We start from the raw sequence: 26,315 nt of genomic DNA, 5'->3' as shown, positions 1-26,315 counted from the left end.
TGCGGGGCCTGACAGGAGGGTTCGAATGTCCAGTTACGCAAACCTACCGGCCCCAAGCCCCGAACAGGGGTTGAACCGTTACTTGCAGGAAATTCGCCGGTTCCCCATGCTGGAACCGGAACAGGAATACATGCTGGCGAAACGCTGGGTGGACCATCAGGACACCGATGCAGCGCATCAGCTTGTTACCAGCCACTTACGGTTGGCAGCGAAAATCGCCATGGGGTATCGCGGCTACGGCCTGCCGCAGGCAGAGGTGATTTCCGAAGCAAATGTGGGCCTGATGCAAGCGGTCAAGCGGTTCGACCCGGAAAAGGGCTTTCGACTGGCCACCTATGCGATGTGGTGGATTCGTGCCAGCATTCAGGAATACATCTTGCGGTCGTGGTCGCTGGTCAAACTGGGTACAACCAGCGCGCAAAAGAAGCTGTTTTTCAACCTGCGCAAGGCGAAGAACAAGATCGGCGCGCTGGAAGATGGCGATATGCGGCCAGAGAATGTGGCCCGCATTGCCACTGAACTGAATGTGACCGAGGAAGAAGTGATTTCGATGAACCGTCGCCTGTCGGGCGGGGATTCGTCGCTGAACGCCACGGTTGGGTCAGAGGACGGGACGGCAAGCTGGCAGGATTGGCTGGAAGATGAAAGCGCCAATCAGGCAGAGGATTACGCCGAACGCGACGAGTTGGACCTGCGCCGAGAGTTGCTGGCCGCAGCTATGGACGCGCTGAATGACCGCGAGCGCGATGTGTTGTCCCAGCGTCGTCTCAGCGATGATCCGGTCACGCTGGAAGACCTGTCGCAACGCTACGACGTGTCGCGCGAACGCATTCGGCAGATCGAAGTGCGCGCTTTCGAGAAGCTGCAAGCGCGCATGCGCACGCTGGCGCGCGAAAAGGGCATCTCCGTTCCCGTGTCATAATCTGGCGCACAGGCGCCGACTTTCAGTTGGCGGGGCTCTGCGCGGCGCATGTCACGGCGATTGGAAACGCTTTTCGGAACCAAGGTGCATTGGGGCAGGTCGATGCCTGACGCGCGCTGTTTGAACATTTGACGAATTCGGTGTCGATGCACTGCCGAGCATCAACACCCCGGCGAGCGGACCGTGTTTGGTCGGCTGGGTTTCATCAACTTGGGCCGGCCCGACTGGGTTGCGGCGGTTTCAGGGCTTTGGCCGGGTGGCCGACACGGATTGCGCCGCGCCAACGCTATTGCGGCACCTCAATATCCAGCACGATCAGCCCGTCCAACCCATCTTGCGCAAGGGCAACAAGTTGCGCGCCCAACGCGCGGTGTTCGGGGTCTTGCGCATAGGCGTCGAGTGCGGCCCAATCGTCAAAATCTATGGTAAACCCGTGCCCGTAGCCGCGTTCCATCTGTTCGGGGCTGGCAGAGCGCCCAGCGCAGAAATTGCGCGCGCCGGGGTGGCACGCCACCACGGCCGACAGCCCGGCATAGACAGCCGCGATGGCGGTTTCCTGCACGTCCGGCTTCAGCCGTGTCAGCACGATATGCCGGATCATGGCGCGACCATCCAACGCCCATTCGGGTGAAAGGCGTGAAACGCGAAGGCGAAGGGGATGTCATGTGCCACCGGGCGCCCCCGCGCGTCCGACACGCGGACATTGCCCACCTCGCGCCCCGCGCCAATCTCACGCGTATCCAGCGCCGAGGCTTGGCCCGCGCGCCATGTCAGAACCATGCCGCCTTCCCGCAATTCGCCCGCCGCGCGCAGCCGCTCTAACGGCCAAGCCCGGTCGCCCACACGCACCACGCGCGCCAGCGGATGAATGCCATGCGGCGGGTCCTCACCACGATACATGAACGGGCGGTCCGATGTGTCATAGGCGGCATAGGGGTTTGCGCCATAGCGCCGGGGCGCGGGGGGTTCATCCATAACCAGCCCATCCGGGTAGGCGGCCAGAAAACTATCCCAGCTTTCCATCCATGCCGGAAGCTGCGTCAGCCTTGCGCCCTGCATCTGCCCCACAATCGAATTTGCCGTGGCCTGCTGCCACCAGCTTTCGGTCTGCCGGTCATACATGATCATGTCGGAATGGCGCAGCTTGCCAGAAACACCAAAGGTCAGCGCCGTGCCATCCACCCGCGCATCGAACACCATGCCGGTATTGCACAAGGGGCAAAATGTGACGGCAATAGGCTGCCCCGCGACCACGTCATTGACGATTTCATGCCACATCAGGTAGCGCAGCGGGTAGGCGCGGGCGGGGGCACCTTCGGGGGCATAGGTCATGACAGGTTCGCGCGGCGACAGGCGAGTTTCATCTGCCGCCGCCAAGAAACGCGGCGCATCAATGGCCGGAATGCCATCCTTGGGTGGGCCGCCCGACATAATCTCGGAAAACGCAACGCTGGCGCGGGCGAAATCGGTGTTGGGCCATTCAGCTTGCCAACGGGCAGGATCGGCCATGGCCGGTAGGGTCAGGGCCAGAGTAGCAAAGGCCAAGATCAAGCGGCGCAAGGGGGTCATGGCGGCATCTCCGGTTGCGGTCTGCTGCCCCGTTCTACGCCGGGCCGTGCGCAGATGTTACGCGCCGCGTCAGAAATCTATGGCAATGCCTTTTTTTTCCCAGTCGCCATAGCGGATGGGTTCGGGGCCTTTGCGCCCGCCAAGCTCGCGTGGCATCTCTATCGCAGCTTCGGCCGCGCGGCGCGCATCCGCTTCGGCCAGCGCGCGTTGCGCGGCTTCGGGCAGCTTGGCACGGCGGGTGGCTTCGTCTTCGGGCGCGGCGTCTGGGGTGTCGGGGTGATCGGTCATGGTCGCTCTGCTTGTCATGGCGTCTTGCCTGATATACCGCAGCCGCAGGAAAGGACAAGAAACCATGCCAGATGCCCAGCCCTCGCACGCCCCCCGCGCTGCCGCGCATGCGCTTGTCATGGCGGTCGTGTCCGAGGCGCGCAGCTTGGCCGAAGTGCAGCCGCGCCCCTATGCCGCACTGCCGCCAGAGGGGCAGGCCCGTGCGTTGCGCTTGGCGTTGGCCGGGTTTCGCCACCATGGCCGCGCCGACCATTTGCTGCGCGGGCCCCTGCGCAAAACCCCGCCCGAGATCGTGCTGTGGGCCTTGCGGCTGGCTGTGGTCGAGATGGGCGCAATGCAGGCCCCGGCGCATGGTGTCATCAACGATACGGTCGCGTTGCTGAACCGGGTCGCGCCGAAATTTGCCGGGCTGGGCAATGCCGTGCTGCGCCGCGTGGCAGATGGCTTGCCCGGCGCTTGGGCGGCGGCCCCCGCGCCCCGTTTGCCCGGTTGGCTGCGCGGCGCGTTGCAAAACGCCTACGGCAATGCCGCGACGGTAGCGATTGAGGCGGCACAGGAAATCGCGCCGCCGCTGGACCTAAGCCTGCGGGGCCCCTGCCCCGAAGGACTGGACGGGGTGAGTTTGCCCACCGGCACGCTGCGCCTGCCCGCGGGGCAACAGGTCAGCGCGCTGCCGGGCTACGCGGCGGGCGCGTTCTGGGTGCAGGATGCCGCCAGTGCCTTGCCCGCGCGCTGGCTGGCCGGACATGCCCGCGTGCTGGACCTATGCGCCGCCCCCGGCGGCAAGACCATGCAGCTTGCAGCGCAAGGCGCCGATGTGACCGCGCTGGACCTGTCGGATACGCGGCTGGAGCGACTGCGCGCGAACCTGTCACGCACCGGGCTGGCCGCGACGGTGGTCTGTGCCGATGCGCTGACATGGACCCCCGACCAGCCTTTCGACGCGGTGCTGCTGGATGCGCCCTGTTCGGCCACTGGCACCATCCGCCGCCATCCGGAACTGCCGCTGCTGAAAACCAAGGAGGGGCTGCACGCCTTGCGCGATCTGCAAACACGACTGTTGGACCGGGTGCTGGACCCGGCAAGCGGTCTGGTCAAACCGGGCGGAGAGGTGGTTTACTGCACCTGCTCGCTGCTGCCTGCCGAGGGCGAGGAGCAGATCACCGCCGCCCTGCAACGCCACCCCGGCGCGCGGTTGCTGCACCGTGCAATCACGGGCGTTCCACCGGCATGGCAAAGCCCCCAAGGCCCGATCCGCACCCGCCCCGATTACTGGCCAGAACATGGCGGGCTGGACGGGTTCTACATGGCGCTGATTGCGACATCGGCATGACCGCAGCCGCGCCAATTTCGGTGACAGCGCCGCGCAAGGGCGGTATGCTGGGCCTGCGAGTGACAGGCACGCCCGCAAGACGACAAGGGACATGGCACAGGTGAGCAGGCCGGCGTCAACAGGAACCGAGCGCATCAGCGCCATGGACAGGCTGGCCGCGCGTTGGCTGGGCCGGGTGCGCGCGCCCGTGGCCATCACCTCGCAACCCGAACCGCGCAGCCTTGGGATGTTTGCGCGTGGCCAACAGATGCTCGCGGGCAATTTCTTGGTGGCCGGAGAGTTGCTGAACAGCCAAGGCACGGTCCCGTTCGACGCCAGCACCCCCGAAGCGGTGGATGAATTGCATGGCTTCGGGTGGCTGGACCATCTGGCCGCCGTGGGCGACCGGCCCGCACGCCAGCTTGCGCAAGCGGGGCTTGGCGATTGGGCGTTTCGTTTCGGGCGCGGTGGCGGTCCGGGCTGGGCACCGGGGCTGGCAGGGCGGCGGCTTATCCGGCTGATCAGCCATGCGGTGTTCGTCATGCAAGGTGCCACCCAGCAGGACCAGACCGCCTTTCTGCGGATGTTGGCGCATCATGCGAATTTCCTGCGCAGGCGCGCGGCCCATGCCGCCCCCGGTCTGCCCCGAATAGAGGCCCGCACGGGGCTGCTATACGCCGCCTTGTCACTGGAAGGCTGGCAGGACCGCGCGCAAGGCGTGATAACAGCCTTGGCGCGCGATTGCGCCGACCAGATCGGGCCGGATGGCGGCATTGCCACACGCAACCCCGAAGAATTGCTGGATGTGTTCGAATGCCTTGGCTGGGCAGGCCAGCTATTGGCCGAAAATGACCAGCCCCTGCCCGATACCTTGATCGATGTCATGGGCCGCATGGCCGGTGCCTTGCGCTGTCTGCGCCATGCCGATGGCGGGCTGATGCGCTGCCATGGCAGCGGGCGCGGGCGCGACGGCGCATTGGCCGCCGCGCTGACCGCGCAAGATGCCTTGTCGGGCCTGCCCCCGGCCCCGGCCCCGGAACAAAGCATGGGCTATATTCGTCTGGCCGCGGGCCGCACCAGCGTGATTGCCGATGCCGCCCCTCCGCCGCTGCAAGCCGCGCCCGGTCGCGCCCATGCTGCAACATTGGCGTTCGAGCTGACCTCGAACCGCCGACCCGTAATCGTGTCATGCGGCGATGGGCGCAGTTTCGGCCCGGAATGGCACCGCGCCAGCCGCGCCACCGCCAGCCATTCCACGCTGGCACTGGATGGGTATTCTTCAGCCCGCTTCGGCACACCCGGCGGGCGGCGGCTGGAACTGACCGACGGACCGCGCCATGTGGGCGTAGAGTTCCGCCACACCCCCTATGCCCGCGCGGTCGCGCTGTCCCATGACGGCTATGGCGAAAGCCATGGGCTGGAACATCTGCGCTATCTGGACCTGTCCAAGGATGGGCGCGTGCTGTCGGGCGAGGATATGCTGATCGCCTCTGGCCGGGCCGCGCAAAAGCGCTTTGACGAGGTTCGCACCCGGCTTGGCGGTGCCATCCCTTATGCGCTGCGCTTCCATCTGCACCCAGAGGTCGAGGCATCGCTGGATATGAACGGCACGGCCGTATCCTTGACGCTGCGCTCGGGCGAGATCTGGGTCATGCGCGCCGAAGGGGCGGCACTGGCGCTGGCACCCTCGGTCTATCTGGAAAAGGGTCGCATCAAACCCCGCGCCACACAACAGATTGTGTTGTCCTTGAGCGCAACAAGCTATACCAGCCAAACCAACTGGACATTGGCCAAGGCGCATGACACGCCGACCGCCTTGCGCGACCATGCGCAAGACGAGCTTTTGGCCGTGCCAGACCTGTGATGTTGTATAAGGACTGCCCCGATGACCGACCTTGTTCCGCTAAAACGCGCGCTGATCTCTGTCTCTGACAAGACCGGGCTGATCGACCTTGCCAAGGCACTGGCCGCGCGCAAGGTGGAACTGGTTTCGACCGGGGGCACCGCGCGGGCGCTGCGCGAAGCGGGGCTGGCGGTGCAAGACGTGTCGGACCTGACCGGCTTTCCCGAAATGATGGACGGGCGCGTGAAAACCCTGCACCCCATGGTTCATGGCGGGCTGCTGGCCTTGCGCGACAATGAGGAACATCTGGGCTCGATGACCGCGCATGGCATCAAGGCCATCGACCTGCTGGTGGTGAACCTTTACCCGTTCGAGGAAACCGTCGCGCGCGGCGCGGACTATGCCGAAGCGGTCGAGAATATCGACATCGGCGGCCCCGCCATGATTCGTGCCGCCGCCAAGAACCACGGTTTTGTCAGCGTCGTGACCGACCCCGAGGATTACATCCCGCTGCTGTCGGAACTGGACACGAACGAAGGCCGCACGCGCCTGACCTTCCGCCAGACGCTGGCGCAGCGCGCCTATGCGCGCACGGCCGCCTATGATGCGGCGGTTTCGACATGGATGGCCGGGGCGCTAGACACCCCTGCCCCGCGCCGTCGCGCCTTTGCAGGCACGCTGGCGCAAACCCTGCGCTATGGTGAGAACCCGCACCAACAGGCGGCCTTCTACCGTGATGGCAGCGACCGGCCCGGCGTGGCCACGGCCAAGCAGCATCAGGGCAAGGAATTAAGCTATAACAACATCAACGACACTGACGCGGCGTTCGAACTGGTGTCGGAATTTCTGCCCGCAGATGGCCCGGCCTGCGCGATCATCAAGCACGCCAACCCCTGCGGCGTGGCGCGCGGCGCAACGCTGACAGAGGCCTATAGCCGCGCCTATGATTGCGACCGCACCTCGGCCTTTGGCGGCATCATCGCGCTGAACACGCGGCTGGATCTGGAAACGGCACAGGCCATCACCGGCATTTTTACCGAAGTGGTCATTGCGCCGGGTGCTGATGACGACGCGATTGCGCATTTCGCCACCAAGAAAAACCTGCGCCTGCTGACCACCAAGGGGCTGGCCAACCCGGCGGCAGGCGGTCTGGCTTTCAAGCAGGTCTCGGGCGGGTTTCTGGTGCAGGACCGCGACAATGGCATGATCGGGCCGGACGATCTGCGCGTTGTCACCAAGCGCGCGCCCACCGACGCCGAACTGGCCGATATGCTGTTTGCGTGGAAGGTCGCCAAGCATGTGAAATCGAACGCGATTGTCTATGTGAAGGACCAAGCCACCGTGGGCATCGGCGCGGGCCAGATGAGCCGGGTCGATTCGACCCGCATCGCCGCGCGCAAATCGCAAGACATGGCAGAGGTGCTGGGGCTGGACGCCGCCCTGACCCAAGGCTCTGTCGTGGCCTCTGACGCGTTCTTCCCCTTTGCCGATGGGCTTCTGACTGCCGCCGAAGCGGGGGCAACCGCGCTTATTCAGCCCGGCGGTTCCATGCGCGACGAAGAAGTGATCGCCGCCGCAGATGCGGCAGGGCTGGCCATGGTCTTTACCGGGCAGCGCCATTTCCGGCACTGAGGGGGCGTGATGAAAGCGATGATCGGCACCGGCGCGACCATTCTGGTCGCCGACCAAGCGACCAAATGGTATATTCTGGGGCCCTTGGCGCTGGACCAGCGCCTGTTCGTGCCGGTGCTGGACCCTTATGTGAATTTTGTCATGGCGTGGAATACCGGCATTAATTTCGGGCTGTTCGGGTCCGAATCCGACGCCATGCGTTGGGTGCTGATCGCACTCGCACTTGCGATTTGTGGCTTTGTTCTTGTCTGGCTGAAACGCGAAGGCGCGCCCCGCAACATGCAGATTGCTACGGGGTTTCTGATTGGCGGGGCCATCGGCAATGTCATTGACCGAATCCGCTTTGGCGCAGTCGCCGATTTCTTGAATGTCACCTGTTGCGGGTTCAGGAACCCGTATGCGTTCAACATCGCGGATATCTCTATTTTTCTGGGCGCGGCGCTGCTGATCTTGTTCGCGGGGCCACGCGAAAGCGCCCGGCGCAAATAGCGCAACGCAAGGGCGTGACGTCGGCGCAGTGATGCGCTAAACAGTTCTGGCAAAGGGCATTTGGGGAAACGATAATGGCACTCCGGCATGGGATCTTGGCGATTGCGGGCTGCGCTGTTCTGGCGCTGGGCGCCTGTTCGGATACGGACCAGCCCATTCTGATGCACGCAGCCGCGCAAGACCGCGAACCCGACGAATTCGGGATTCTGCCCACCAAGCCGCTGGAAATGCCCGATAGCCTTGCAGACCTGCCCGCGCCCAACCCCGGCGGCGCAAACCGGGTTGACCCGCAGCCGCGCGCAGATGTGGCGCGCGCGCTTGGTGGCAACCCGGCCCGCGCCATGGCCGGGGGCGGTGTCGATGGCGGCATCGTGAATTATGCAGCCCGTTTCGGGCGCAGCGACGGGATTCGCGACCAGCTTGCCGCCGAAGACCTGCAATTCCGCCGCGACAATGACGGGCGCCTTCTGGAACGGCTGTTTTCCGTGAATGTCTACCACAATGCCTATGAAGGCATGTGGCTGGACAAATATGCCGAGTTGCAACGCTGGCGCCGCGCCGGGGTGCAGACGCCCAGCGCCCCGCCAGAAGGCCAGCAGGCAGAGTAAGATCGCTCTCACATTCGTGTTTCGGGGCTTGAATGCGGGGCAATCCGCAGTAGCTATGCGCCAGATGCGAAAGGAACGATAATGCGGAATGTCATTGCAGCAGTTGGCTTTATTCTGACAGCTTGCGCGGCGCAGGCCAGCACGGTCACCCAAGGCTCGCTGGAAAACGGCATGGACGTGCTGGTGATCGAAGACCGCCGCGCGCCCGTTGTGGTGCATATGGTCTGGTATCGTGTGGGCGCGGCAGATGAACCCGTCCTGAAATCCGGCATCGCGCATTTCCTGGAACACCTTATGTTCAAAGGTACGGATGATCTGGCCCCCGGCGAATTCTCTGCCGTGGTCGAAGCCAATGGCGGCCGCGATAACGCTTTTACATCATGGGATTATACGGGGTATTTCCAGCGCGTGGCCTCTGACCGTCTGGGGTTAATGATGCAGATGGAAGCCGATCGCATGACCGATCTGACCTTGTCGGAAGCCGAATGGCGGCCAGAGCGCGACGTGATCCTGAATGAACGCGGACAGGTCGTGGAAAGCGAACCGGGGCGGGTGTTCAACGAAGCCATGATGGCCGCGCTGTACCAAGCGCACCCCTATGGCACCCCGATCATTGGCTGGCGGCATGAAATGGAAACGTTGAATGGCGACGATGCCAAAGCCTTCTACCGCCAGCACTACGCGCCCAACAACGCCATACTTGTGGTCGCGGGCGATGTCGATTTTGACGAAGCCATGGAGCTTGCACGCACCCATTACGGTCCGATCCCGGCCAATCCTGACGTGACCACACGCGCCCGCCCGATGGAGCCACCCCACACCGCCGCACGCCACCTGACACTGGAAGATGCGCGCGTGGGAACGCCCTATGTCAGCCGCATGTATCTGGCACCCACCCGGCACAACACCGAAGAGGCCGCGGCCCTGCAAATACTCGCGGCGCTGCTGGGCGGCAGCGCGTCAACCTCTGTTCTGGAACGAAAGTTGAATTTTGAACAGGGCGTGGCGCTGTCGGCTTGGGCCAATTACAGCGGCATGGCGCGTGATTATGGCACATTCAGCGTAGGGATCGCGCCGGTTGACGGGGTATCTTTGGAAGATGCCGAGGCCGCGCTTGACGCCGCGATTGTTGAATTTGTGGAAGAGGGTGTCGACCAGAAACAATTCGACCGTGTGCGCCGACAGATCCGCGCCTCGGAAATCTATGCGCTCGACAATGTGCAGGGCCGCGCGCGGCAATACGGCGTTGGCTTGTCGGTGGGCCTGAGCGTGGACGAGATCGACGACTGGATCGATGCGCTTGAAGCCGTCACACCAGAACAGGTGATCGAGGCCGCCAACCTGCTTCTGGACCGTAAAAGTTCCGTCACCGGCTATCTGACCCGCCCCGAAACAGAGGCTGTGAATTAATGCGCTTGATCCTTGCAATCTGCCTGCTCTTCGCCTCGCCCTTGCGCGCCGAGGTGGATATCACCCCAGTCACCAGCCCCGGCGGGTTGGAAGCGTGGTTGGTTGAAGAACGCTCGATCCCCATCATTGCCGTGGACCTGATTTTTGAAGGCGGCGCAGCGCTGGACAGCGACGAAAGCCTTGGGGCGGTCGCTTTCATGACCGCGCTCTTGAACGAGGGCGCGGGCGAGATGGATGCGCAAGGCTTTGCCATCCGGACGGAAGAATTGGCCGCGCGCATCAGCTTCGATTCGGGGCGCGATACGGTCAGCGTATCGGCGCAGTTTCTGACCGAAACCGCAGAGGAAACGATCGCGCTTCTGAACACCGCCCTGACCAAGCCGCGCTTTGACGCCGACGCCATAGAGCGGGTGCGCGCGCAACTGGTCGCCAGCCTGCGGCGCGATGCGCTGGAACCGAACGCCATTGCGAGCCGTGCTTTTGCCGAAGCCGCTTATCCCGACCATCCCTATGCGCGCCCGTCCGATGGCACCGCCGACAGCGTCAGCGAATTGACGCGCGACGACCTTCGCAAGGCGCATCAGGCCGCGATCACGCGTGATCGGGTTCATATTGGCGTGGCGGGCGATGTTGACGCCGAAGCCCTTGGTCCGATGCTGGACGCGCTGTTCGAAGACGTGCCCGAAAGCAGTGTTCCGCTACCCGGGCGCGCAAGCTTCGCGGCCCAGCCCGGCGTAACCCATGTGCCCTTTGACGGCCCCCAATCTGTGATTGCCTTTGGCCATCGCGGTATCCCGCGCGATGATCCCGATTTCCTGACCGCTTTTGTGGTCAATGAAATTGTGGGGGGTGGCCGGTTCGGCACGCGCCTGATGACAGAACTGCGCGAAAAGCGCGGGCTAACCTATGGGGTTGGCGCGTTTTTGGCCTCTGGCTTTCTGGGCGAAAGTTATCAGGGCCGGTTGTCGGCCAGCAATGCCGATGTGGCCGAAGTGATCGACCTGATCCGCGCTGAATGGGAAAAACTGGCATCAGACGGCGTCACGCAAGAAGAGCTTGGGCGCATCCAGACCTATCTGACAGGCGCCTACCCGTTGCGCTTTGACGGGAATGGCGCGATTGCGGGCATCATGGCGTCAATGCAGTTTCAAGGCTTCGACGTGGATTATGTCAACATCCGCAACACGTTGGTTGAAGATGTGACGCTGGAAGAGGCCAACGCCATGGCGCAGCGGCTTTATGATCCAGAGGCCTTGCGCTTCATTGTTGTTGGGCAGCCCGAGGGCATAAACTAAGCTTGGCAGTGCCTTTGGGGGCATGCTATATCCTGTAGCATGAACCGACCCAACCGCAATATACGGCCAGAAATTCGGCAACTTGATGAAGCTGCGGTCAACCGGATCGCGGCTGGCGAAGTTGTGGAACGCCCGGCTTCGGCGGTGAAGGAACTGGTGGAAAACGCGCTTGATGCCGGGGCAACACGGATAGAGGTGGACTATGCCGATGGTGGCAAAACCCTGATCCGCGTGCGCGACGATGGGTGTGGCATGGCAGGGGATGACCTGCCACTTGCACTTTTACGACATGCCACCAGCAAGATCGACGGGTCTGACCTGTTGAACATTCATTCTTTCGGCTTTCGGGGCGAAGCGCTGCCTTCGCTTGGCGCCGTGGGACGATTGCGGATTGTCAGCCGCATGGCGGGAAGCGACGGCGCAACCATCGCGGTTGAGGGCGGGCGCATGACCCCGGTGCGGCCCGAAGCCGCGCAATATGGCACTGTCGTCGAATTGCGCGACCTGTTCCACGCCACCCCGGCACGGCTGAAATTCATGCGCTCTGACCGGGCCGAAGCGCAAGCGATTGCCGACACGGTCAAAAGGCTGGCCATGGCGGAACCCTATGTCAGCTTTACCTTGTCCGATGTTTCGGACGGTGATTCCCGCAGCATTCTGCGTCTGGACGCGGCCCAAGGTGCGCTGTTCGATGCACTGGAAGAGCGGTTGGCCGCGGTCCTTGGCCGCGAATTTACCGAGAACGCGCTGCGGATTGACACCGAGCGCGAAGGGTTGCGCCTGACCGGTTTTGCCGCCCTGCCCACCTATTCGCGCGGCGCTGCGGTTGCACAGTATTTCTTCGTTAATGGCCGCCCGGTGCGCGACAAGATGCTGCTAGGCGCTTTGCGCGCGGCCTATATGGACCTGCTATCGCGCGATCGGCACCCGGTTGCCGCATTGTTCATAACCTGCAACCCGGAACTGGTGGATGTGAATGTGCATCCGGCGAAATCCGAAGTGCGCTTTCGCGATCCGGGGCTGGCGCGCGGGCTGGTGGTCAGCGGGTTGCGCCATGCGCTTGCTGGGGCCGGGCACCGCTCCAGCAGCACCAACACGGGCGCTATGCTGGGTGCGTTTCAACCAGCGGCTGCGCGCACCTACCAGATGGACCGGCCATCGGGGGCGGCGCGCGCGACCGCCTATCAGTTGCAGGCGCCACAGGGCATGGCCGAAAGCGCGGGGTTCTGGGACGCAGGCGCGACCATGGCCGCGCGCAGCGATACCGCGCCCGACATACCGGCCCCCCCCCCGAGTTTGGCACCTCTTGGCGCCGCGCGCGCGCAGTTGCACGAAAATTACATTATCGCGCAAACCGAAAGCGGCATTGTGATTGTCGACCAGCACGCAGCGCATGAGCGGTTGGTGTATGAAAAGCTGAAACGGTTGCGCGCGAAAAACGGCGTGCCCTCGCAAGCGCTTCTGATCCCTGAAATCGTGGAATTGTCCGCAACCGAAGCCGCCACATTGCTGGAAATCGCACCGCAACTGGCCGTGCTTGGGCTGGTGGTGGAAGCATTTGGCGGCGCGGCGGTCATATTGCGCGAAACCCCTGCCCTTTTGGGCGCGATCGATGGCCGCGCGCTGATCCGCGACATTCTGGACGAATTGGCGGATCAGGGGGCTTCGACCGGGCTGGAGGCACGGATTGACGCGGTGCTGTCGCGCATGGCCTGTCATGGATCTGTCCGCTCGGGCCGCCAAATGCGCCCAGAGGAAATGAACGCCCTGCTGCGCGAGATGGAAGCGACGCCGCATTCCGGCCAGTGCAATCACGGGCGACCCACCTATGTGGAATTGTCGCTGGCCGATATTGAAAAGCTGTTCGGGCGGCGATGAGTTTCGACCCGCAGACTTGGCCGGTGGACCCGTGGTTGGTGGCGCTTGCGGTTTTGGGGTTGGTCGTGTTGTGGCGCGTGGCCCGCGTGATGGGCGATCTGGCGGCCCGGCTTTCGGCGCTGGACACGCGGTTGACCCATCTGGCCGACACGCAAAACCAGCTATCGGGTGGGTTGGCGCAGGTCGCGCATGGGCAAACACAAACCGTTGGGCTGGTCGAATCGCGGCTGGCCGATCTGGGGCGCTACATGGGGCAATCGCTAGCCGGGTCCGCCGAAAGCACGGCGGCCAGCGTGGGTGCGCTGCGCGAACGCTTGCAGGTGATTGATGCCGCGCAGGCCAAGATAGAAGCGCTGTCGTCGAACGTGCTGGGGTTGCAGGATATCTTGTCGAACAAGCAGGCACGCGGGGCCTTTGGCGAGGTGCAGTTGGAAGCGCTTCTGTCCGACGCGCTGCCGCCCGATGCCTTCAGCCTGCAAGCCACCTTGTCGAACGGGCGGCGGGTTGATGCGCTGATACACATGGCCCAACCCATCGGGGTGGACGCGAAATTCCCGCTGGAAGCCTATCGCGCGCTGATCGCGGCCCCGGATGACAGCGCGCGCACCGCCGCGCGCCGGGCCTTGGCGCAGGCGTTGCGGGCGCATATTCGCGCCATTTCGGAACGCTACATCCTGCCCGGCGAAACCGCCGAAGGTGCGCTGATGTTCCTGCCCTCGGAAGCGGTCTATGCAGAATTGCATGCCACCTTGCCCGATGTGGTGCGCGAGGGTTTTGCCGCGCGTGTCTGGGTCGTGTCGCCCACAACCTTGATGGCCACGCTTATTACGTTGCGCGCGACGCTCAAAGACACCCGCCTGCGCGCCGAAGCGCAGGCCGTGCGCCGCGAGATTGCCCTGATGGCCGCCGATGCCGAACGCCTTGGCGGGCGTGTGGCCAAGCTGGAACAGCATATTCAGCAGGTGCAGGGCGATCTGGGCGAGATTCGCATTTCCGCCGACAAGATCACCCGGCGCGGCGCGCGGCTGGACAGCTTCGATTTTGCGCAAGGCGGTTAGCCGCGCGCACCGTCGAATTGCGCCAGCGTCACACCTGCGTCTTGCAGTGTATCGCGCAGCTTTTGCGCCGCAGCCACGGCAGACGGCCCATCGCCATGCAGGCAGATCGTGTCGATGCGCGCGGGCAGATGCGTGCCCTGCGCCGTGATGATCGCGCCCGCCCGCAGCATGGCCAAGATGCGCGCGGCCATCTCATCGGGGTCATGCAGCACCGCGCCGGGCTGGCGGCGGTCCATCAGCAGGCCATCCTCGGTATAGGCGCGGTCGGCAAATATTTCGCAGGCCATGCGCGCGTTAAGTGCCCGCGCGGCGCGCTCTTGCGCGGTGCCGGAAATGACCATGATAATGATATCCGGGTCCACCGCCAGCGCGCCCTCGTAACAGGCGGTTGCCAGTGTTTCATCTTCGGCGGCCATATTGGCCAGTGCGCCATGCAGCTTCAAGTGGCGCACCTGCCCGCCCGCAGCCCGCGCCATGGCTTGCGCCGCCCCCAGTTGGTAAGCGGTCAGGTTGCGCGCGGCGGCGAGTGATATCTCCATCCGTCGCCGCCCGAAGCCTTGCAGGTCGGGCAAGCCCGGATGCGCGCCGATCCCAACGCCGTTGCGCGCGGCCTGCGCCATTGCCGCAGCCATCACATCTGGGTCGCCCGCGTGAAAGCCACAGGCAATATTGGCCGAGGTGATGATGTCCAGCAGCGCGCCATCCGCGCCCATTGGCCAAGGCCCGAAGCTTTCGCCCAGATCGGCATTCAGATCGACACGCATCAGCGCTCCTCCAATTCATCGCCCGCGGTCACGCCGCTGACCAGTTGATAGCGCAGCAAATCGGGCATGTCGCGCGGGTCGCGCAGCAGCGGTTGCAGCGCGCGCGACAGGCCCGCGCGGCGCGTGGCTTCGGCCCGTTCCAGTGCTGCGCCTTCTTGTAGCGACACGAACCGTAGCTGAAACACCGCCCCCGGCCCAGCGCGCAGCAGCTTGGGCAGATCGCAAGGCAGCACCGTGCCAATACGCGGATAGCCGCCCGTGGTCTGGCATTCGGCCAGCAGCACATAGGGCATACCATCGCCGGTGATCTGCACATCACCCGGCACGATGGTTTCGGACAGAATGCTTAGCCCCGCTTCGGTGGCGAAACCGTCGCCCTGCGGCACCAGCCGTTGTCCCATCCGGTTGCCGCGCGCATCCTTGGTGAAGCGGCTCGTTTCCAGCCGGGCAAGGGCCTCTGGCCCGAACAGGGCGGTTTGCAAGCTGGGCACAAGGCGCAAGCCGTGGTCCATAGGCGCGCTTGGCAATGCCAGCCCGGTGCGCTGGCCCGCGTCGGGGCCAACCGCGATCGTGTCACCCGCCTGCACGGCTTGGCCAATCCCGGCGGCCAGATGCGCGCTGACCGCGCCAAGCTGTTCGGGCAAGCGCAACCCGCCGCCGACATGCAAATACCCAAAACCGCCGCGCAAAGGGGCGATATTCAGCCGCGCGCCCTTGGGCAGCGCATGGCTTGCGCCCCAGACCAGCGGCGTGCCATCGCGCGTAGCGCGCATCTCGGCCCCGGTCAGCGCCACGCGCATTGTGGCCGAAACGGTAAGCGCCACAGCGCCGCCTGCCAGTTCCAGAACCGCGCAGCTGTCAGACTGGCCCAACAGCGCCGCCCCCTCGGCCAAGGCCAGCAGGTCGGCGGCCCCGCCGCGCGACAGCCCCTGCGCCAGATAGCCCGGGCGGCCCTTGTCCTGCACCGTCACGCCGGGGGTTGCCTGAAGGATGCTGAGCATTCGGGTCATGCCAGCGCCTCTGCCACAGCGCCACCGTCAGGGGCCGCGCGCAGGCGGTCCAGATCATGGGCGGGATGGAACAGCACCTCATCACCGGGGCGCAGCAGGAAGGGGTCTGGCGTATCCGGCCGGAACAAGCGCAGCCCGGTCTGGCCAATCTGCCGCCACCCGGTCGGCATGCCCACGGAAAACACGATAAGTTGCCGGATCGCCACCACCAGCGCGCCCTGTGGCACCAAGGGCGTCAGGCTGGTCTGGCGGGGAATATCCCAGTTTTCGGGCAATTGCCCCAAATAGGGCTGGCCCGGGGCAAAGCCGATGGTCTGCACCCGCACGGGGGCCGCGCAGAGCGTGGCAATCGCCTGTTCCACCGATTGCCCGGCCAATGCCGCCGCGTCCGCCAGATGCGGACCATTCTTACCCCCGAACACCACCGGCACGCGCCACAGCCGCCGCCCGCCGGGCAAGGGCGCATCATACCAGTCGCGGCTGGCCAGCAAGGTTTCCAACCGCGCGCGCAAGCTGTCATGGTCGCTGCCCGCAAGGTCAAACCGCAAAAAGGCAGAAACCAGCGACGTGGCGCATTCTTCAACACCGGGCCAGTTCTCTCGCTCCACAACCGCGCGAAAGGCGAGCGCTGCACGATTCGCGCGCTCCTCCAGACGCCCGGCAAAACTGACCAGAAACCCATCCACACCCACAGTGCGGATGGCCGGATAGCCCGTGTCTACGGGGGGGGCGGACGGGGTTGTGACGGTCATTGCATGGTCCTTGCGCCAGAGGTCAGGCTGTTTGCAGGTTTGCATCTAATGCTGACAGCGCCCGGGTTGAAGCAGCGGTGCTGGGTTGGGTGCTGTCAGGCTATCGCCAAAGCCTGCGCGAACCAACAGTTGCGCCCTGATTTGCTGGTGGCAAGACCTTGGGCGGAGGTTTGCATCCGGGCAGTCCGCGCAACAAGAGTTGCCGATGCTCGTCGCAGGGCAAACACGCGACCAGCTTAGGGGGCAAATGCTGCGATCTGGCCCAACTTGCGGCGGGTGCCCGCATTGGCGAAATGACTGGGCATTGCCGTGGCACACGGGGTCCAGCACAGAAACCCGGCGAGACAGAATGCGCCGGGTCAGTTTTCTAGCGGGTCGCGAAGGGTATTTTCAAACCCAGCGTGCCGATAGTGCTGTCCAACCCATTGCCACGCAACGCGCGCATCTGTCCCACGCCCACCGACAGCGCCAGCCGGTCGGTGATACGGTAGTCAATCTCAGCGCGCAGGCTGCCCAGAACGCCACCGGCCACGTTGACACCGCCACCCCCTGCGGCCCCGACATGCCCTTCCAAAGACACGGCCCAGCGCGGGGTGATGTCGAACTGATAGCCAAGCCCCAAAAGCCCCACCGCATAGCCTGCAACCCCGCCATGCAGCGCGGTCTGGCCATTGCCGGACACATACAGGTTCTGGCCCAGAAAATAATCGAAAGAGCTTTCCTGCATCACGATGAAACTGGCGGTATTGCTGTTCAGGAAATAATTGCCACCGGTCTGCTGCACCGAGATGCCGCCACTATAGGCCCAGCGGTTGGGGCGTTCGCCCAAACCCTCATCGCCCCGCGTGCGGGCAAAATTGCGCAGAATCGACAGCGACACAGCAGCGGCGCGGAAATCGCCCGTTGGCGCGGCCTTGCCGCCGATGGACAGTTGCGCATCCAGCGCCCGCGTGACCGGCAGGCTGACACCCGCCGACGCTTCTATCAACGGCCCCGCGCCCGTGTCGACCAAGCCACCGCCGCCAAAGCCGACACCGCCTTCGATGAACAGCGTGGTCGGGCCAAGCGCGAAATTGCGCCGTAGGCCAGCCATGACCTGCATATACCCCTGTGCCCCAGAGCCCGCGCCATCGGCCCCAAGGCTAAGCTGCGTGTTTTGGCCCAAGCCATACAAAGCGCGCGCGCCCACCAACACAACGCTATCCTGAGGGTTGCCGTCGCGGTTCAGGACGCCGTTTTGCGGGGACAGGGCCGTGACAGTGCCGCCCGCGGCATCCAGCTTGGCATCCCAGCCGCCGGGCGTTTTGGTGCCGATCTGGCGGCGCAGCCCAACCCCGAAGGCCGGCCCGTCAATTGGCGCGCCATCGATCGAAATCCACGCGCCTGTCAATTGCACCGCCCAAGACTCTGCGATCTGGTAGTCCAAGGCCAGCCCCGCGCGGACCATGGTGCCATCGCCAATCACCTGCGCCGCACCGCCCCCACCGCCGATGAAGCCAGAGGCCGACAGCGACAGCCCGGTCGACAATGGCAGGCGCGCGACACCTTCGAAGCCCCAGAAGAACGCGCCCCCCGCATCGCCCAGCGCCCCGGAGTAGAAACTTTGCCCAAGGCTCAGCGTCTCGGAGAACTGGTAGCCGACATACAATCGGTTCAACCCTTCGATCAGGGTTTGCGGCGACGACAAGCGTTCGAACCCGGTCTCGACACTAAGGCCTTGGGCCGAAGCCTCTTGCCCGGTCAAGGCACCGCCAAGGGCAAGCGTCAGGGCCAAAGCCTTGGCAGGGCGGGTGCAGGGAATCGGCATCGCTGTATTCCTTTGGGCGTATCTGTCTTTAGCCAGCGGCAGTAAATAAACTTACGTCGTCATGGGTAATACATCCGTTTCAAACGGCCTAGCCCCAACCGTTGTTTTCAAGGTCTTTTATCCCTGTTCAGCCATGAAAAAGCCCCGCGCGGCGGATTTGCTGCGCGGGGCTTGGGGGAGTCGAGGTTCGCTTATTCCTCGAATTCGATCAGCAGGTCTTTGGCTTCGATCTGCGCGCCGGGTTGGACATGCACGGCCTTGACCACCGCGTCGCGGTCGGCATGCAGGCCGGTTTCCATTTTCATCGCCTCGATCGTCAGCAGCAGATCGCCCGCCTTGACCTTCGCGCCCGGCGTCGCGGCCACGGTGGCGACAGCGCCGGGCATCGGTGCGCCGATATGGGCGGGGTTCGACATATCTGCCTTCAGGCGCTGTGCGGTCTTGGCCGCGATTTCGCGATTGGCCACGCGCACCGAACGGGGTTGGCCGTTCAACTCGAAGAACACCTTCACCTCGCCATCATCGCCGGTTTCCCCCACGGTAATCAGGCGGATTTCCAGCGTCTTGCCGGGGTCAATTTCGGCGGAAATCTCCTCACCCGGTTCCATCCCGTAGAAGAAGGTTCGCGTGGGCAAGGTCCGCACCGGACCATAGATGCGGTGGCGGCCCATGTAATCCAAAAACACCTTTGGATACATCAGGTAGCCGTTCAGATCCTCATCATCAACATTGAACCCGTCTAGATCTGCGATCAGTTGCGCGCGCACCTCTTCCAGATTGACCGGGGCCAAATGCTTGCCGGGGCGGTCGGTGATGGGCCGCTCGTCTTTCAGCACCTTGCGTTGCAGCGCTTCGGGCCAGCCACCGGGGGGTTGGCCCAGATTGCCCTTCATCATGTCCACGACGGAATCGGGGAAGCTGACATCCTTGGCAGGGTTTTCCACGTCATCGCGTTTCAGACCTTGGCTGACCATCATCAGCGCCATGTCGCCCACGACCTTGGACGATGGCGTGACCTTGACGATATCGCCGAACATCTTGTTCACATCGGCATAGGTCTGCGCCACTTCGGGCCAACGTTCTTCCAGCCCCAAGCTGCGCGCCTGCGCTTTCAGGTTGGTGAACTGGCCACCGGGCATTTCGTGCAAATACACTTCGGAGGACGGCGCCTGCTGCGCGCTTTCGAACGCGGCATATTGCAGGCGAACCTGTTCCCAGTAATCCGAAATCTGCCGGATCGCGCCCATGTCGAGGCCCGTGTCACGCTCGGTAAAGCGCAAGGCTTCGACAATCGACCCCAAGGTCGGCTGGCTGGTATTGCCCGAAAACGCATCCATTGCGGCATCGGCGGCATCGACACCGGCTTCGGCGGCGGCCAGAATGGTCGCACCGGCAATGCCGCCAGTGTCATGCGTGTGGAAATGGATAGGCAGGCCCACCTCTTCCTTCAGCGCCTTGATGAGGATGCGCGCACTGGCAGGCTTGAGCAGCCCCGCCATGTCCTTCAGCCCCAGAACATGCGCGCCCGCGTCGCGCAGGGCCTTGCCCATTTCGACATAGTATTTCAGGTCGTATTTCGCGCGGTCGGGGTTCAGGATGTCGCCGGTATAGCACACAGTGCCTTCGCAGACCTTGTTCGCCTCTATCACGGCATCCATGGCGACACGCATGTTCTCAACCCAGTTCAGGCTGTCGAACACGCGGAACACATCGACCCCGCTGGCAGCGGCTTGTTTGACAAAAGCCTGCACCACGTTGTCGGGGTAATTGGTATAGCCCACCCCGTTCGAGGCGCGCAGCAACATCTGCGTCATAAGGTTGGGCATGGCCGCGCGCAGGTCGCGCAGGCGCTGCCATGGGCATTCCTGCAAGAAGCGATAGGCCACATCAAAGGTCGCGCCGCCCCAGCATTCCATGCTGAACAGGCTGGGCATCATATGCGCATAGGCAGGTGCGACCCGGATCATGTCGATGGACCGCATTCGCGTGGCCAAAAGCGATTGGTGCCCGTCGCGCATGGTGGTGTCGGTCAGCAGCAGCTTCTTCTGCGCCGCCATCCAGTCGGCCACGGCCTGCGGACCTTCTTCGTCCAGAATTTGCCGCGTGCCGCGCGGCGGCGCTTCGGTCGAAACCTTGGGCGCAATCGGGGTTTTCAACCCGGCGGGCGGCTTGGCGCGACCCTTGGTTTCGGGGTGCCCGTTCACGGTAATATCCGCGATATAGGTCAGAACCTTGGTGCCCCGGTCCCGACGCTTGCGGAAATTGAACAGCTCATCCGTGGTGTCGATGAACTTGGTCGTATAGGTATCGTTCAGGAATGTCGGGTGTTTCAGCAGGTTCTCGACAAAGGCGATATTGGTGCTGACCCCGCGAATGCGGAACTCGCGCAAGGCGCGGTCCATCCGCGCGATGGATTCCTGCGGCGTCGGCGCCCAAGCGGTGATCTTGACCAGAAGCGAGTCGTAATAGCGCGTAATCACGCCCCCCGCATAGGCCGTGCCGCCATCCAAACGAATGCCCATGCCGGTGGCAGAGCGGTAGGCGGTCAGACGGCCATAATCGGGGATGAAGTTGTTCAGCGGGTCTTCGGTCGTGATCCGGCACTGTAGCGCGTGGCCCGACAAGGTGACATCCCCCTGAGACGGCGTGCCCGTCGCATCCGACAACGTCGCGCCTTCAGCAATGCGGATCTGCGCTTTCACAATGTCAATGCCCGTCACTTCTTCGGTGACGGTGTGTTCCACCTGAACGCGGGGGTTCACTTCGATGAAGTAGAATTTCTCATCGTCCATATCCATCAGGAATTCGACGGTGCCTGCGTTCTGATAGCCCACGGCGCGGCCAATCTTCAGGCCCAGCTCGCAGACCTCTGCGCGCTGCGCTTCGGTCAGGTAGGGGGCAGGCGCGCGTTCAACCACTTTCTGGTTGCGGCGCTGCACGGTGCAATCGCGCTCATATAGATGATACAGGTTGCCATGCGTGTCGCCCAGCAACTGCACTTCCACATGGCGGGCGCGCAGGATCATCTTTTCCAGATAGCCCTCGCCATTGCCGAAAGCGGCCTCGGCCTCTCGGCGGCCCTCGCGGACCTTCGCCTCGACCTCGTCCTCGGACAGGATCGGGCGCATACCCCGACCGCCGCCGCCATGGCTGGCTTTCAGCATCAGCGGAAAGCCCACCTCGCGCGCCATGGCCTTGACCGCGTCCATGTCATCGCCCAGCACCTCGGTTGCGGGAATAACCGGCACGCCCGCCGCAATCGCCACTTTCCGCGCGCTGGCCTTGTCGCCAAGCGCGCGCATGGTTTCGGCCTTCGGCCCGATAAAGGTGATCCCGTTAGCCACGCAGGCATCGACCAGTTCGGGGTTTTCCGACAACAGCCCGTAGCCCGGATGCACGGCATCCGCCCCGCTGGCCTTGGCCACACGAATGATCTCGTCAATCGACAGATAGGCGGCGACCGGTCCCATCCCCTCGCCAATGCGGTAGGCTTCGTCTGCCTTGAAGCGGTGCAGGCCCAGCTTGTCTTCTTCGGCATAAACCGCAACCGTGCGTTTGCCCAACTCATTGGCAGCGCGCATGATGCGGATGGCGATTTCACCACGGTTCGCGACGAGGATTTTCTTGAACTCGGCCATTTCGGTCCTTTCCGGAGAGGTATGGCTAATTTTATTGCGTGTATTAGACAGATTATTGCGCGCAGGTAAAGCGCCCGTGAGGTTCCGTTACATTTCGTCGCGCCTGTCTTGACGTGGCGCAAGCTGGGTTGCGACCTGTTCGGGGCGGGTTGCGCCCATCTGCACCATGTTGGCGATCAGGTCATCTTGCAACAGCGTCGCAAGATGATCCGCACCCCCTGCCCCCAATGCCCCAAGCGCGTAATGCCAGCCCCGCCCCAGCATGGTGAAATTCGCCCCCAGCGCCAGCGCGCGCAGGACATCAAGGCCAGATTCAACCCCGCCATCATAGATCAGCGGCATGTCCGGGCCAACGCTTGCACGGATGTCTTGCAGCGCATCCAACGCCGCCAATGCACCATCAAATTGCCGCCCGCCATGGTTGGACACCCAGATCGCATCGGCCCCTTCTGCGCGCAGGCGGGGCGCATCCTCCGGGTCCAGCACGCCCTTGATAACCAAAGGACCGTCCCACATGTCGCGCACCGCGCGCAGATAGTCCCAATCGGGGGCGGCGCGCAGCAGATAGCCCGGATGCGCCGTAGACGGCGCGTTGCCGTCAAGCTTCAGATATTCCTCCATCAGCCGCAGGCGGGGCGTGCCCGCACGCAGCGTGCCCAAGCCCCAAGCGGGACGCTGCGCGACTTGCCACAGCATTGATGGCGTAACTTTCGGTGGAATGGCCAGCTGCGCGCGCAACTGCCGTTCGCGCCGCGAGGGGCCGGGCAGATCGACCGTCAGCACCAGCACGCGAAAGCCCGCATTTCGCGCACGGGTCAGAATATCGGCCCGGATCGACGGGTCTTTGGGCGGATATAGCTGGAACCAACCCATGTCCCCCGCAACCGGCCCGATGGTTTCGGGCGTTTGCGTCGCCACCGTGCTAAGCGAATAGGGAATGCGCCGCGCTTGCGCCATGCGCGCCAAGGCGGCTTCGGCCCCCGGCCAGATCAGCCCCGACATGCCCACCGGGGCAACCCCCACGGGCATGGCGTAATCCTGCCCCAGAAACCGCGTGGTCAGGTCCGGCGCGATCGGCCCGCGCAGGATGGCGGGGCGGAATAACACCCGCTCCAGCGCCGCCCGATTGCGCGGCTTGACGGATTCGCTGCCGGTGGCGCTGTCCAGATATTCCCACACGAACCAAGGCACCCGCGCCTTGCAGGCGGCTTTCAGGTCAGACAGCGCGGGATATTTCTGGGCCGGGTCCATGGCGCGCATAAAACGCGGGGAAAGCCGGATTGTAAACCGTGACATGGCAGGCAGGGGCACCCACCCTTGGTCAGCCCCTTCGCCTTCAGGTCAGAAGGGCACATCCCCCGCCGCTGCATCGGCATCTTGCAGATAGCCCGCCATGACATGCCGGGGCGAAGATTTCTCAAACTCCACGAACAGCTTGTCACCATCGACCGAGGCCACGCGCCCATAGCCGAATTTCTGGTGGAACACCCGTGCGCCCACATCGAACTCGGGCACAACCGTGCCATGCACCAGCTTGGGCTGGCTGCGTTCGGCGTTTTGCAACCGCCGCCAACCGGGCGAATTGTAGGCATCAGCCTTGGAGGCGCGTTCTTCGACCGCGCTGCCAAAGCCCGTGCTGCCCATCCCCGCACCGATCCCGCCATAGAGGCCCGGGGGCGTCAGCACCTCGACATGATCGCCGGGCAATTCATCGACAAAGCGCGAGGGCAGTTGCGACTGCCATTGCCCGTAAACCCGGCGGTTCGCGGCGAAGCTGATGGTGCAGAGCTGCTCGGCGCGGGTGATGCCGACATAGGCCAAGCGGCGTTCTTCTTCCAAGCCCTTCTGGCCGCTCTCATCCATCGAGCGTTGCGAGGGGAACAGCCCTTCCTCCCATCCCGGCAAGAACACGGCAGGAAATTCCAACCCCTTGGCCGCGTGCAGCGTCATGATGCTGACCTTGTCTTCGGCCCCGTCGCTGTCATTGTCCATAACAAGCGCGACATGTTCCAAAAACCCTTGCAGGTTTTCAAAATTCTCCAGCGCCTTGACCAGTTCCTTCAGGTTGTCCAACCGCCCCGGCGCTTCGGGCGTCTTGTCGTTCAGCCACATCTCCGTGTAGCCGGACTCTTCCAGAATTTGCTCTGCAAGCTCAATGTGGCTGCCGGGGGGGGCATCTTCCGACACGGGTTCAATCAGGGCATCATCCTCTGGGACAAGCCCCAAACCCAACACGGCCCGGTGCCAGCGGTCCACCCCGTCCAGAAAGGCGCGCAACTGGCCCGCGCCCCGGCCCTTGATCTCTCCCGCGTCGATGGCAAGGGCAGCCCCCTGCACCAGCGGCACATCATTGGCGCGGGCATAGCGCTGGATGGTCTGTTGCGCCTTGTCGCCCAAGCCGCGTTTGGGAGTGTTGACCACGCGCTCGAATGCCAGATCATCGGCAGGGCTGACAGCCAGCCGGAAATAGGCCATGGCATCGCGGATCTCCATCCGCTCGTAAAAGCGCGGCCCACCGATCACGCGATATGGCAGGCCGATGGTCAGAAACCGATCCTCGAAGGCGCGCATCTGGTGGCTGGCGCGCACCAGAATGGCCATCTGTTCCAGATTGAAGGGCTGCAATCCGCGCGTGCCGCGTTGCAAATCCTCGATCTGCTCGCCGACCCAGCGCGCTTCTTCCTCGCCATCCCAATGGCCGATCAGCCGGACCTTCTCGCCCGCTTGCGCTTCGGTCCAAAGCGTTTTGCCCAAGCGGTCCTGATTGCCGGAAATGACCTGCCCCGCAGCGGCCAAGATATGCGGGGTAGAGCGGTAATTCTGCTCCAGCCGCACCACCTTGGCACCGGGAAAATCACGTTCAAAGCGCAGGATATTGCCCACCTCTGCCCCGCGCCAGCCATAGATGGATTGGTCATCATCCCCCACGCAGCAGATATTCTTGTGCCCCGCCGCCAGCAGGCGCAGCCATAGATACTGCGCAACGTTCGTGTCCTGATATTCGTCCACAAGGATGTATTTGAAGCGGCGGTGATAGTCTTGCAGCACATCCGGGTGCGCCTGAAAGATCGTCACGCAATGCAGAAGCAGATCGCCGAAATCGCAGGCGTTCAAGGTTTTCAGCCGGTCCTGATAGGCGGCATAAAATTCTGTTCCGCGATTGTCGAAAGCACCCGCTTCTGACGAAGGCACCTGTTCCGGCGTCCAAGCGCGGTTCTTCCACTGGTCAATGATATTGGCCAGCAGGCGTGGGGGCCAGCGTTTTTCGTCAATATTCGCGGCGGCGATGATCTGTTTGAGCAGCCGCAACTGGTCGTCCATGTCCAGAATCGTGAAGCTGGATTTCAGCCCAACCAATTCGGCATGCCGCCGTAATAGCTTGGCGCTGATGGAATGGAACGTGCCCATCCACGCCATCCCTTCGACCGCGTCGCCCAGGTAGCCGCCCACGCGCAGTTTCATCTCGCGCGCGGCCTTGTTGGTGAAGGTCACGGCCAAAATTTGCGACGGAAAGGCGCGGCCCGTGTTCAGCAAATGCGCGATGCGCGCGGTCAGGGCCTTGGTCTTGCCCGTGCCCGCGCCTGCAAGCATCAAGACTGGGCCATCAAGCGTTTCGACCGCTTCGCGTTGCGCGGGGTTCAACCCATCCAGATACGGGGCTGGGCGCGCGGCCATGGCGCGGGCGGACAAGGGCAAGTCGGTGTTGAAATCGGACATGGGCGAAGCATAGCGCGGGGACAAGGCGAAATAAAGCCGATGTTCAGGAATTGTTCCAGAGAATTTCGCCTTTGTCAAAAACGTGGCGTGTCGTCTTGCACCAATGCTCCAAGATCACAGCGCGCGGCACTGTTGCCATCTTGTGGAATGTTGAAGCGGAACTTATGAAACTGCAACGAGCGGCACCAATGAAACTGCAACGACACTTACCTAAAGCTTTGAAAATAAAGGGCTTATAGTGCGCGAACGTGTCCGCAATGCATTGGATACCCTTGTTTTGTAAGTCATTGATTTATTGAGCTAAGTGGCGCGGGTTTAACCAC

20 protein-coding genes are annotated in these 26,315 nt (G+C 63.5%); 10 read left to right on the top strand and 10 right to left on the bottom strand.

Going from position 1 to position 26,315, the window contains the following annotated elements:
* The first annotated feature begins 25 nt into the window (after positions 1-25).
* Positions 26-922: an RNA polymerase sigma factor RpoH gene (rpoH, locus tag AWT76_RS05480; protein WP_072245458.1), complete on the top strand. Its 897-nt coding sequence runs from the start codon at positions 26-28 to the stop codon at positions 920-922.
* Positions 923-1,208: 286 nt separating this feature from the next.
* On the opposite strand, the gene AWT76_RS05475 is transcribed toward rpoH, so the two are convergent.
* The 3 genes from AWT76_RS05475 to AWT76_RS05465 all read right to left on the bottom strand — a co-directional run bounded on the left by AWT76_RS05475 (position 1,209) and on the right by AWT76_RS05465 (position 2,797).
* Positions 1,209-1,523 carry a Dabb family protein gene (locus tag AWT76_RS05475; RefSeq protein ID WP_072245457.1) on the bottom strand — a complete coding sequence of 105 codons (315 nt, stop codon included), beginning with the start codon at positions 1,521-1,523 and terminating at the stop codon, positions 1,209-1,211.
* Complete coding sequence (locus AWT76_RS05470; protein WP_072245456.1) at positions 1,520-2,491, bottom strand: DUF3179 domain-containing protein; 972 nt, start codon at positions 2,489-2,491, stop codon at positions 1,520-1,522. Before AWT76_RS05470 ends, AWT76_RS05475 begins: the two co-directional genes overlap by 4 nt.
* Positions 2,492-2,560: 69 nt before the next feature.
* Positions 2,561-2,797: a DUF1674 domain-containing protein gene (locus AWT76_RS05465; protein WP_082700117.1), complete on the bottom strand. Its 237-nt coding sequence runs from the start codon at positions 2,795-2,797 to the stop codon at positions 2,561-2,563.
* Between the two features lie 46 nt (positions 2,798-2,843).
* Here AWT76_RS05465 and AWT76_RS05460 point away from each other — a divergent pair, with 46 nt between their 5' ends.
* The 9 genes from AWT76_RS05460 (at position 2,844) to AWT76_RS05420 (ending at position 14,304) form a co-directional block, all read left to right on the top strand.
* Positions 2,844-4,112 carry an RsmB/NOP family class I SAM-dependent RNA methyltransferase gene (locus tag AWT76_RS05460; protein WP_072245454.1) on the top strand — a complete coding sequence of 423 codons (1,269 nt, stop codon included), beginning with the start codon at positions 2,844-2,846 and terminating at the stop codon, positions 4,110-4,112.
* Positions 4,113-4,203: 91 nt separating this feature from the next.
* Positions 4,204-5,955, top strand: a complete 1,752-nt coding sequence (locus AWT76_RS05455) for a heparinase II/III family protein (RefSeq protein ID WP_072245453.1) — start codon at positions 4,204-4,206, stop codon at positions 5,953-5,955.
* A gap of 21 nt (positions 5,956-5,976) precedes the next feature.
* A complete protein-coding gene (gene purH / locus AWT76_RS05450) occupies positions 5,977-7,566 on the top strand; it encodes a bifunctional phosphoribosylaminoimidazolecarboxamide formyltransferase/IMP cyclohydrolase (RefSeq protein ID WP_072245452.1) in 1,590 nt (529 codons plus the stop codon).
* A gap of 9 nt (positions 7,567-7,575) precedes the next feature.
* On the top strand, positions 7,576-8,055 hold the full coding sequence (gene lspA / locus AWT76_RS05445; protein ID WP_072245451.1) for a signal peptidase II: 480 nt from the start codon (positions 7,576-7,578) through the stop codon (positions 8,053-8,055).
* Between the two features lie 74 nt (positions 8,056-8,129).
* Positions 8,130-8,663, top strand: a complete 534-nt coding sequence (locus tag AWT76_RS05440; RefSeq protein ID WP_072245450.1) for a DUF3035 domain-containing protein — start codon at positions 8,130-8,132, stop codon at positions 8,661-8,663.
* Between the two features lie 81 nt (positions 8,664-8,744).
* A complete protein-coding gene (locus AWT76_RS05435; protein WP_072245449.1) occupies positions 8,745-10,073 on the top strand; it encodes a M16 family metallopeptidase in 1,329 nt (442 codons plus the stop codon).
* The gene (locus AWT76_RS05430) at positions 10,073-11,368 is read left to right on the top strand and encodes a M16 family metallopeptidase (protein ID WP_072245448.1); all 1,296 of its coding nucleotides are present in this window, start codon (positions 10,073-10,075) and stop codon (positions 11,366-11,368) included. Before AWT76_RS05435 ends, AWT76_RS05430 begins: the two co-directional genes overlap by 1 nt.
* Before the next feature lie 39 nt (positions 11,369-11,407).
* Positions 11,408-13,246: a DNA mismatch repair endonuclease MutL gene (gene mutL / locus AWT76_RS05425; RefSeq protein ID WP_072245447.1), complete on the top strand. Its 1,839-nt coding sequence runs from the start codon at positions 11,408-11,410 to the stop codon at positions 13,244-13,246.
* Positions 13,243-14,304 (top strand): DNA recombination protein RmuC, encoded by a 1,062-nt coding sequence (locus AWT76_RS05420; protein WP_072245446.1) that lies wholly within the window; start codon positions 13,243-13,245, stop codon positions 14,302-14,304. Before mutL ends, AWT76_RS05420 begins: the two co-directional genes overlap by 4 nt.
* On the opposite strand, the gene AWT76_RS05415 is transcribed toward AWT76_RS05420, so the two are convergent.
* The 7 genes from AWT76_RS05415 to AWT76_RS05385 form a co-directional block, all read right to left on the bottom strand.
* On the bottom strand, positions 14,301-15,068 hold the full coding sequence (locus AWT76_RS05415) for a LamB/YcsF family protein (protein ID WP_072245445.1): 768 nt from the start codon (positions 15,066-15,068) through the stop codon (positions 14,301-14,303). The two genes, AWT76_RS05420 and AWT76_RS05415, sit on opposite strands and share 4 nt — an antisense overlap.
* Positions 15,068-16,078, bottom strand: coding sequence for a 5-oxoprolinase subunit C family protein (locus AWT76_RS05410; protein ID WP_072245444.1), 1,011 nt, complete (start codon positions 16,076-16,078; stop codon positions 15,068-15,070). Before AWT76_RS05410 ends, AWT76_RS05415 begins: the two co-directional genes overlap by 1 nt.
* Positions 16,075-16,830 (bottom strand): 5-oxoprolinase subunit B family protein, encoded by a 756-nt coding sequence (locus tag AWT76_RS05405; RefSeq protein ID WP_072245443.1) that lies wholly within the window; start codon positions 16,828-16,830, stop codon positions 16,075-16,077. The genes AWT76_RS05410 and AWT76_RS05405 overlap by 4 nt, the downstream gene beginning before the upstream one ends.
* 367 nt (positions 16,831-17,197) lie before the next feature.
* A complete protein-coding gene (locus AWT76_RS05400; protein WP_072245442.1) occupies positions 17,198-18,637 on the bottom strand; it encodes a hypothetical protein in 1,440 nt (479 codons plus the stop codon).
* Positions 18,638-18,828: 191 nt separating this feature from the next.
* Positions 18,829-22,275 (bottom strand): pyruvate carboxylase, encoded by a 3,447-nt coding sequence (locus AWT76_RS05395; RefSeq protein ID WP_072245441.1) that lies wholly within the window; start codon positions 22,273-22,275, stop codon positions 18,829-18,831.
* 87 nt (positions 22,276-22,362) lie between these two features.
* Complete coding sequence (locus AWT76_RS05390; RefSeq protein ID WP_072247489.1) at positions 22,363-23,526, bottom strand: alpha-hydroxy acid oxidase; 1,164 nt, start codon at positions 23,524-23,526, stop codon at positions 22,363-22,365.
* Positions 23,527-23,616: 90 nt separating this feature from the next.
* Entirely contained in the window at positions 23,617-25,992 is a 2,376-nt protein-coding gene (locus AWT76_RS05385) for an ATP-dependent helicase (RefSeq protein ID WP_072247487.1), read from the bottom strand.
* Positions 25,993-26,315 lie beyond the last annotated feature (323 nt).

The organism is Roseibaca calidilacus (assembly GCF_001517585.1).
GTDB lineage: Bacteria > Pseudomonadota > Alphaproteobacteria > Rhodobacterales > Rhodobacteraceae > Roseinatronobacter > Roseinatronobacter calidilacus.
This window is presented reverse-complemented; position numbering and strand designations above follow the sequence as displayed.

Coding starts and splice junctions, on each gene's coding strand:
- rpoH (WP_072245458.1), top strand. CDS start 26: ATGTCCAGTTACGCAAACCTACCGGCCCCAAGCCCCGAACAGGGGTTG.
- AWT76_RS05475 (WP_072245457.1), bottom strand. CDS start 1,523: ATGATCCGGCATATCGTGCTGACACGGCTGAAGCCGGACGTGCAGGAA.
- AWT76_RS05470 (WP_072245456.1), bottom strand. CDS start 2,491: ATGACCCCCTTGCGCCGCTTGATCTTGGCCTTTGCTACTCTGGCCCTG.
- AWT76_RS05465 (WP_082700117.1), bottom strand. CDS start 2,797: ATGACAAGCAGAGCGACCATGACCGATCACCCCGACACCCCAGACGCC.
- AWT76_RS05460 (WP_072245454.1), top strand. CDS start 2,844: ATGCCAGATGCCCAGCCCTCGCACGCCCCCCGCGCTGCCGCGCATGCG.
- AWT76_RS05455 (WP_072245453.1), top strand. CDS start 4,204: ATGGCACAGGTGAGCAGGCCGGCGTCAACAGGAACCGAGCGCATCAGC.
- purH (WP_072245452.1), top strand. CDS start 5,977: ATGACCGACCTTGTTCCGCTAAAACGCGCGCTGATCTCTGTCTCTGAC.
- lspA (WP_072245451.1), top strand. CDS start 7,576: ATGAAAGCGATGATCGGCACCGGCGCGACCATTCTGGTCGCCGACCAA.
- AWT76_RS05440 (WP_072245450.1), top strand. CDS start 8,130: ATGGCACTCCGGCATGGGATCTTGGCGATTGCGGGCTGCGCTGTTCTG.
- AWT76_RS05435 (WP_072245449.1), top strand. CDS start 8,745: ATGCGGAATGTCATTGCAGCAGTTGGCTTTATTCTGACAGCTTGCGCG.
- AWT76_RS05430 (WP_072245448.1), top strand. CDS start 10,073: ATGCGCTTGATCCTTGCAATCTGCCTGCTCTTCGCCTCGCCCTTGCGC.
- mutL (WP_072245447.1), top strand. CDS start 11,408: ATGAACCGACCCAACCGCAATATACGGCCAGAAATTCGGCAACTTGAT.
- AWT76_RS05420 (WP_072245446.1), top strand. CDS start 13,243: ATGAGTTTCGACCCGCAGACTTGGCCGGTGGACCCGTGGTTGGTGGCG.
- AWT76_RS05415 (WP_072245445.1), bottom strand. CDS start 15,068: ATGCGTGTCGATCTGAATGCCGATCTGGGCGAAAGCTTCGGGCCTTGG.
- AWT76_RS05410 (WP_072245444.1), bottom strand. CDS start 16,078: ATGACCCGAATGCTCAGCATCCTTCAGGCAACCCCCGGCGTGACGGTG.
- AWT76_RS05405 (WP_072245443.1), bottom strand. CDS start 16,830: ATGACCGTCACAACCCCGTCCGCCCCCCCCGTAGACACGGGCTATCCG.
- AWT76_RS05400 (WP_072245442.1), bottom strand. CDS start 18,637: ATGCCGATTCCCTGCACCCGCCCTGCCAAGGCTTTGGCCCTGACGCTT.
- AWT76_RS05395 (WP_072245441.1), bottom strand. CDS start 22,275: ATGGCCGAGTTCAAGAAAATCCTCGTCGCGAACCGTGGTGAAATCGCC.
- AWT76_RS05390 (WP_072247489.1), bottom strand. CDS start 23,526: ATGGACCCGGCCCAGAAATATCCCGCGCTGTCTGACCTGAAAGCCGCC.
- AWT76_RS05385 (WP_072247487.1), bottom strand. CDS start 25,992: ATGTCCGATTTCAACACCGACTTGCCCTTGTCCGCCCGCGCCATGGCC.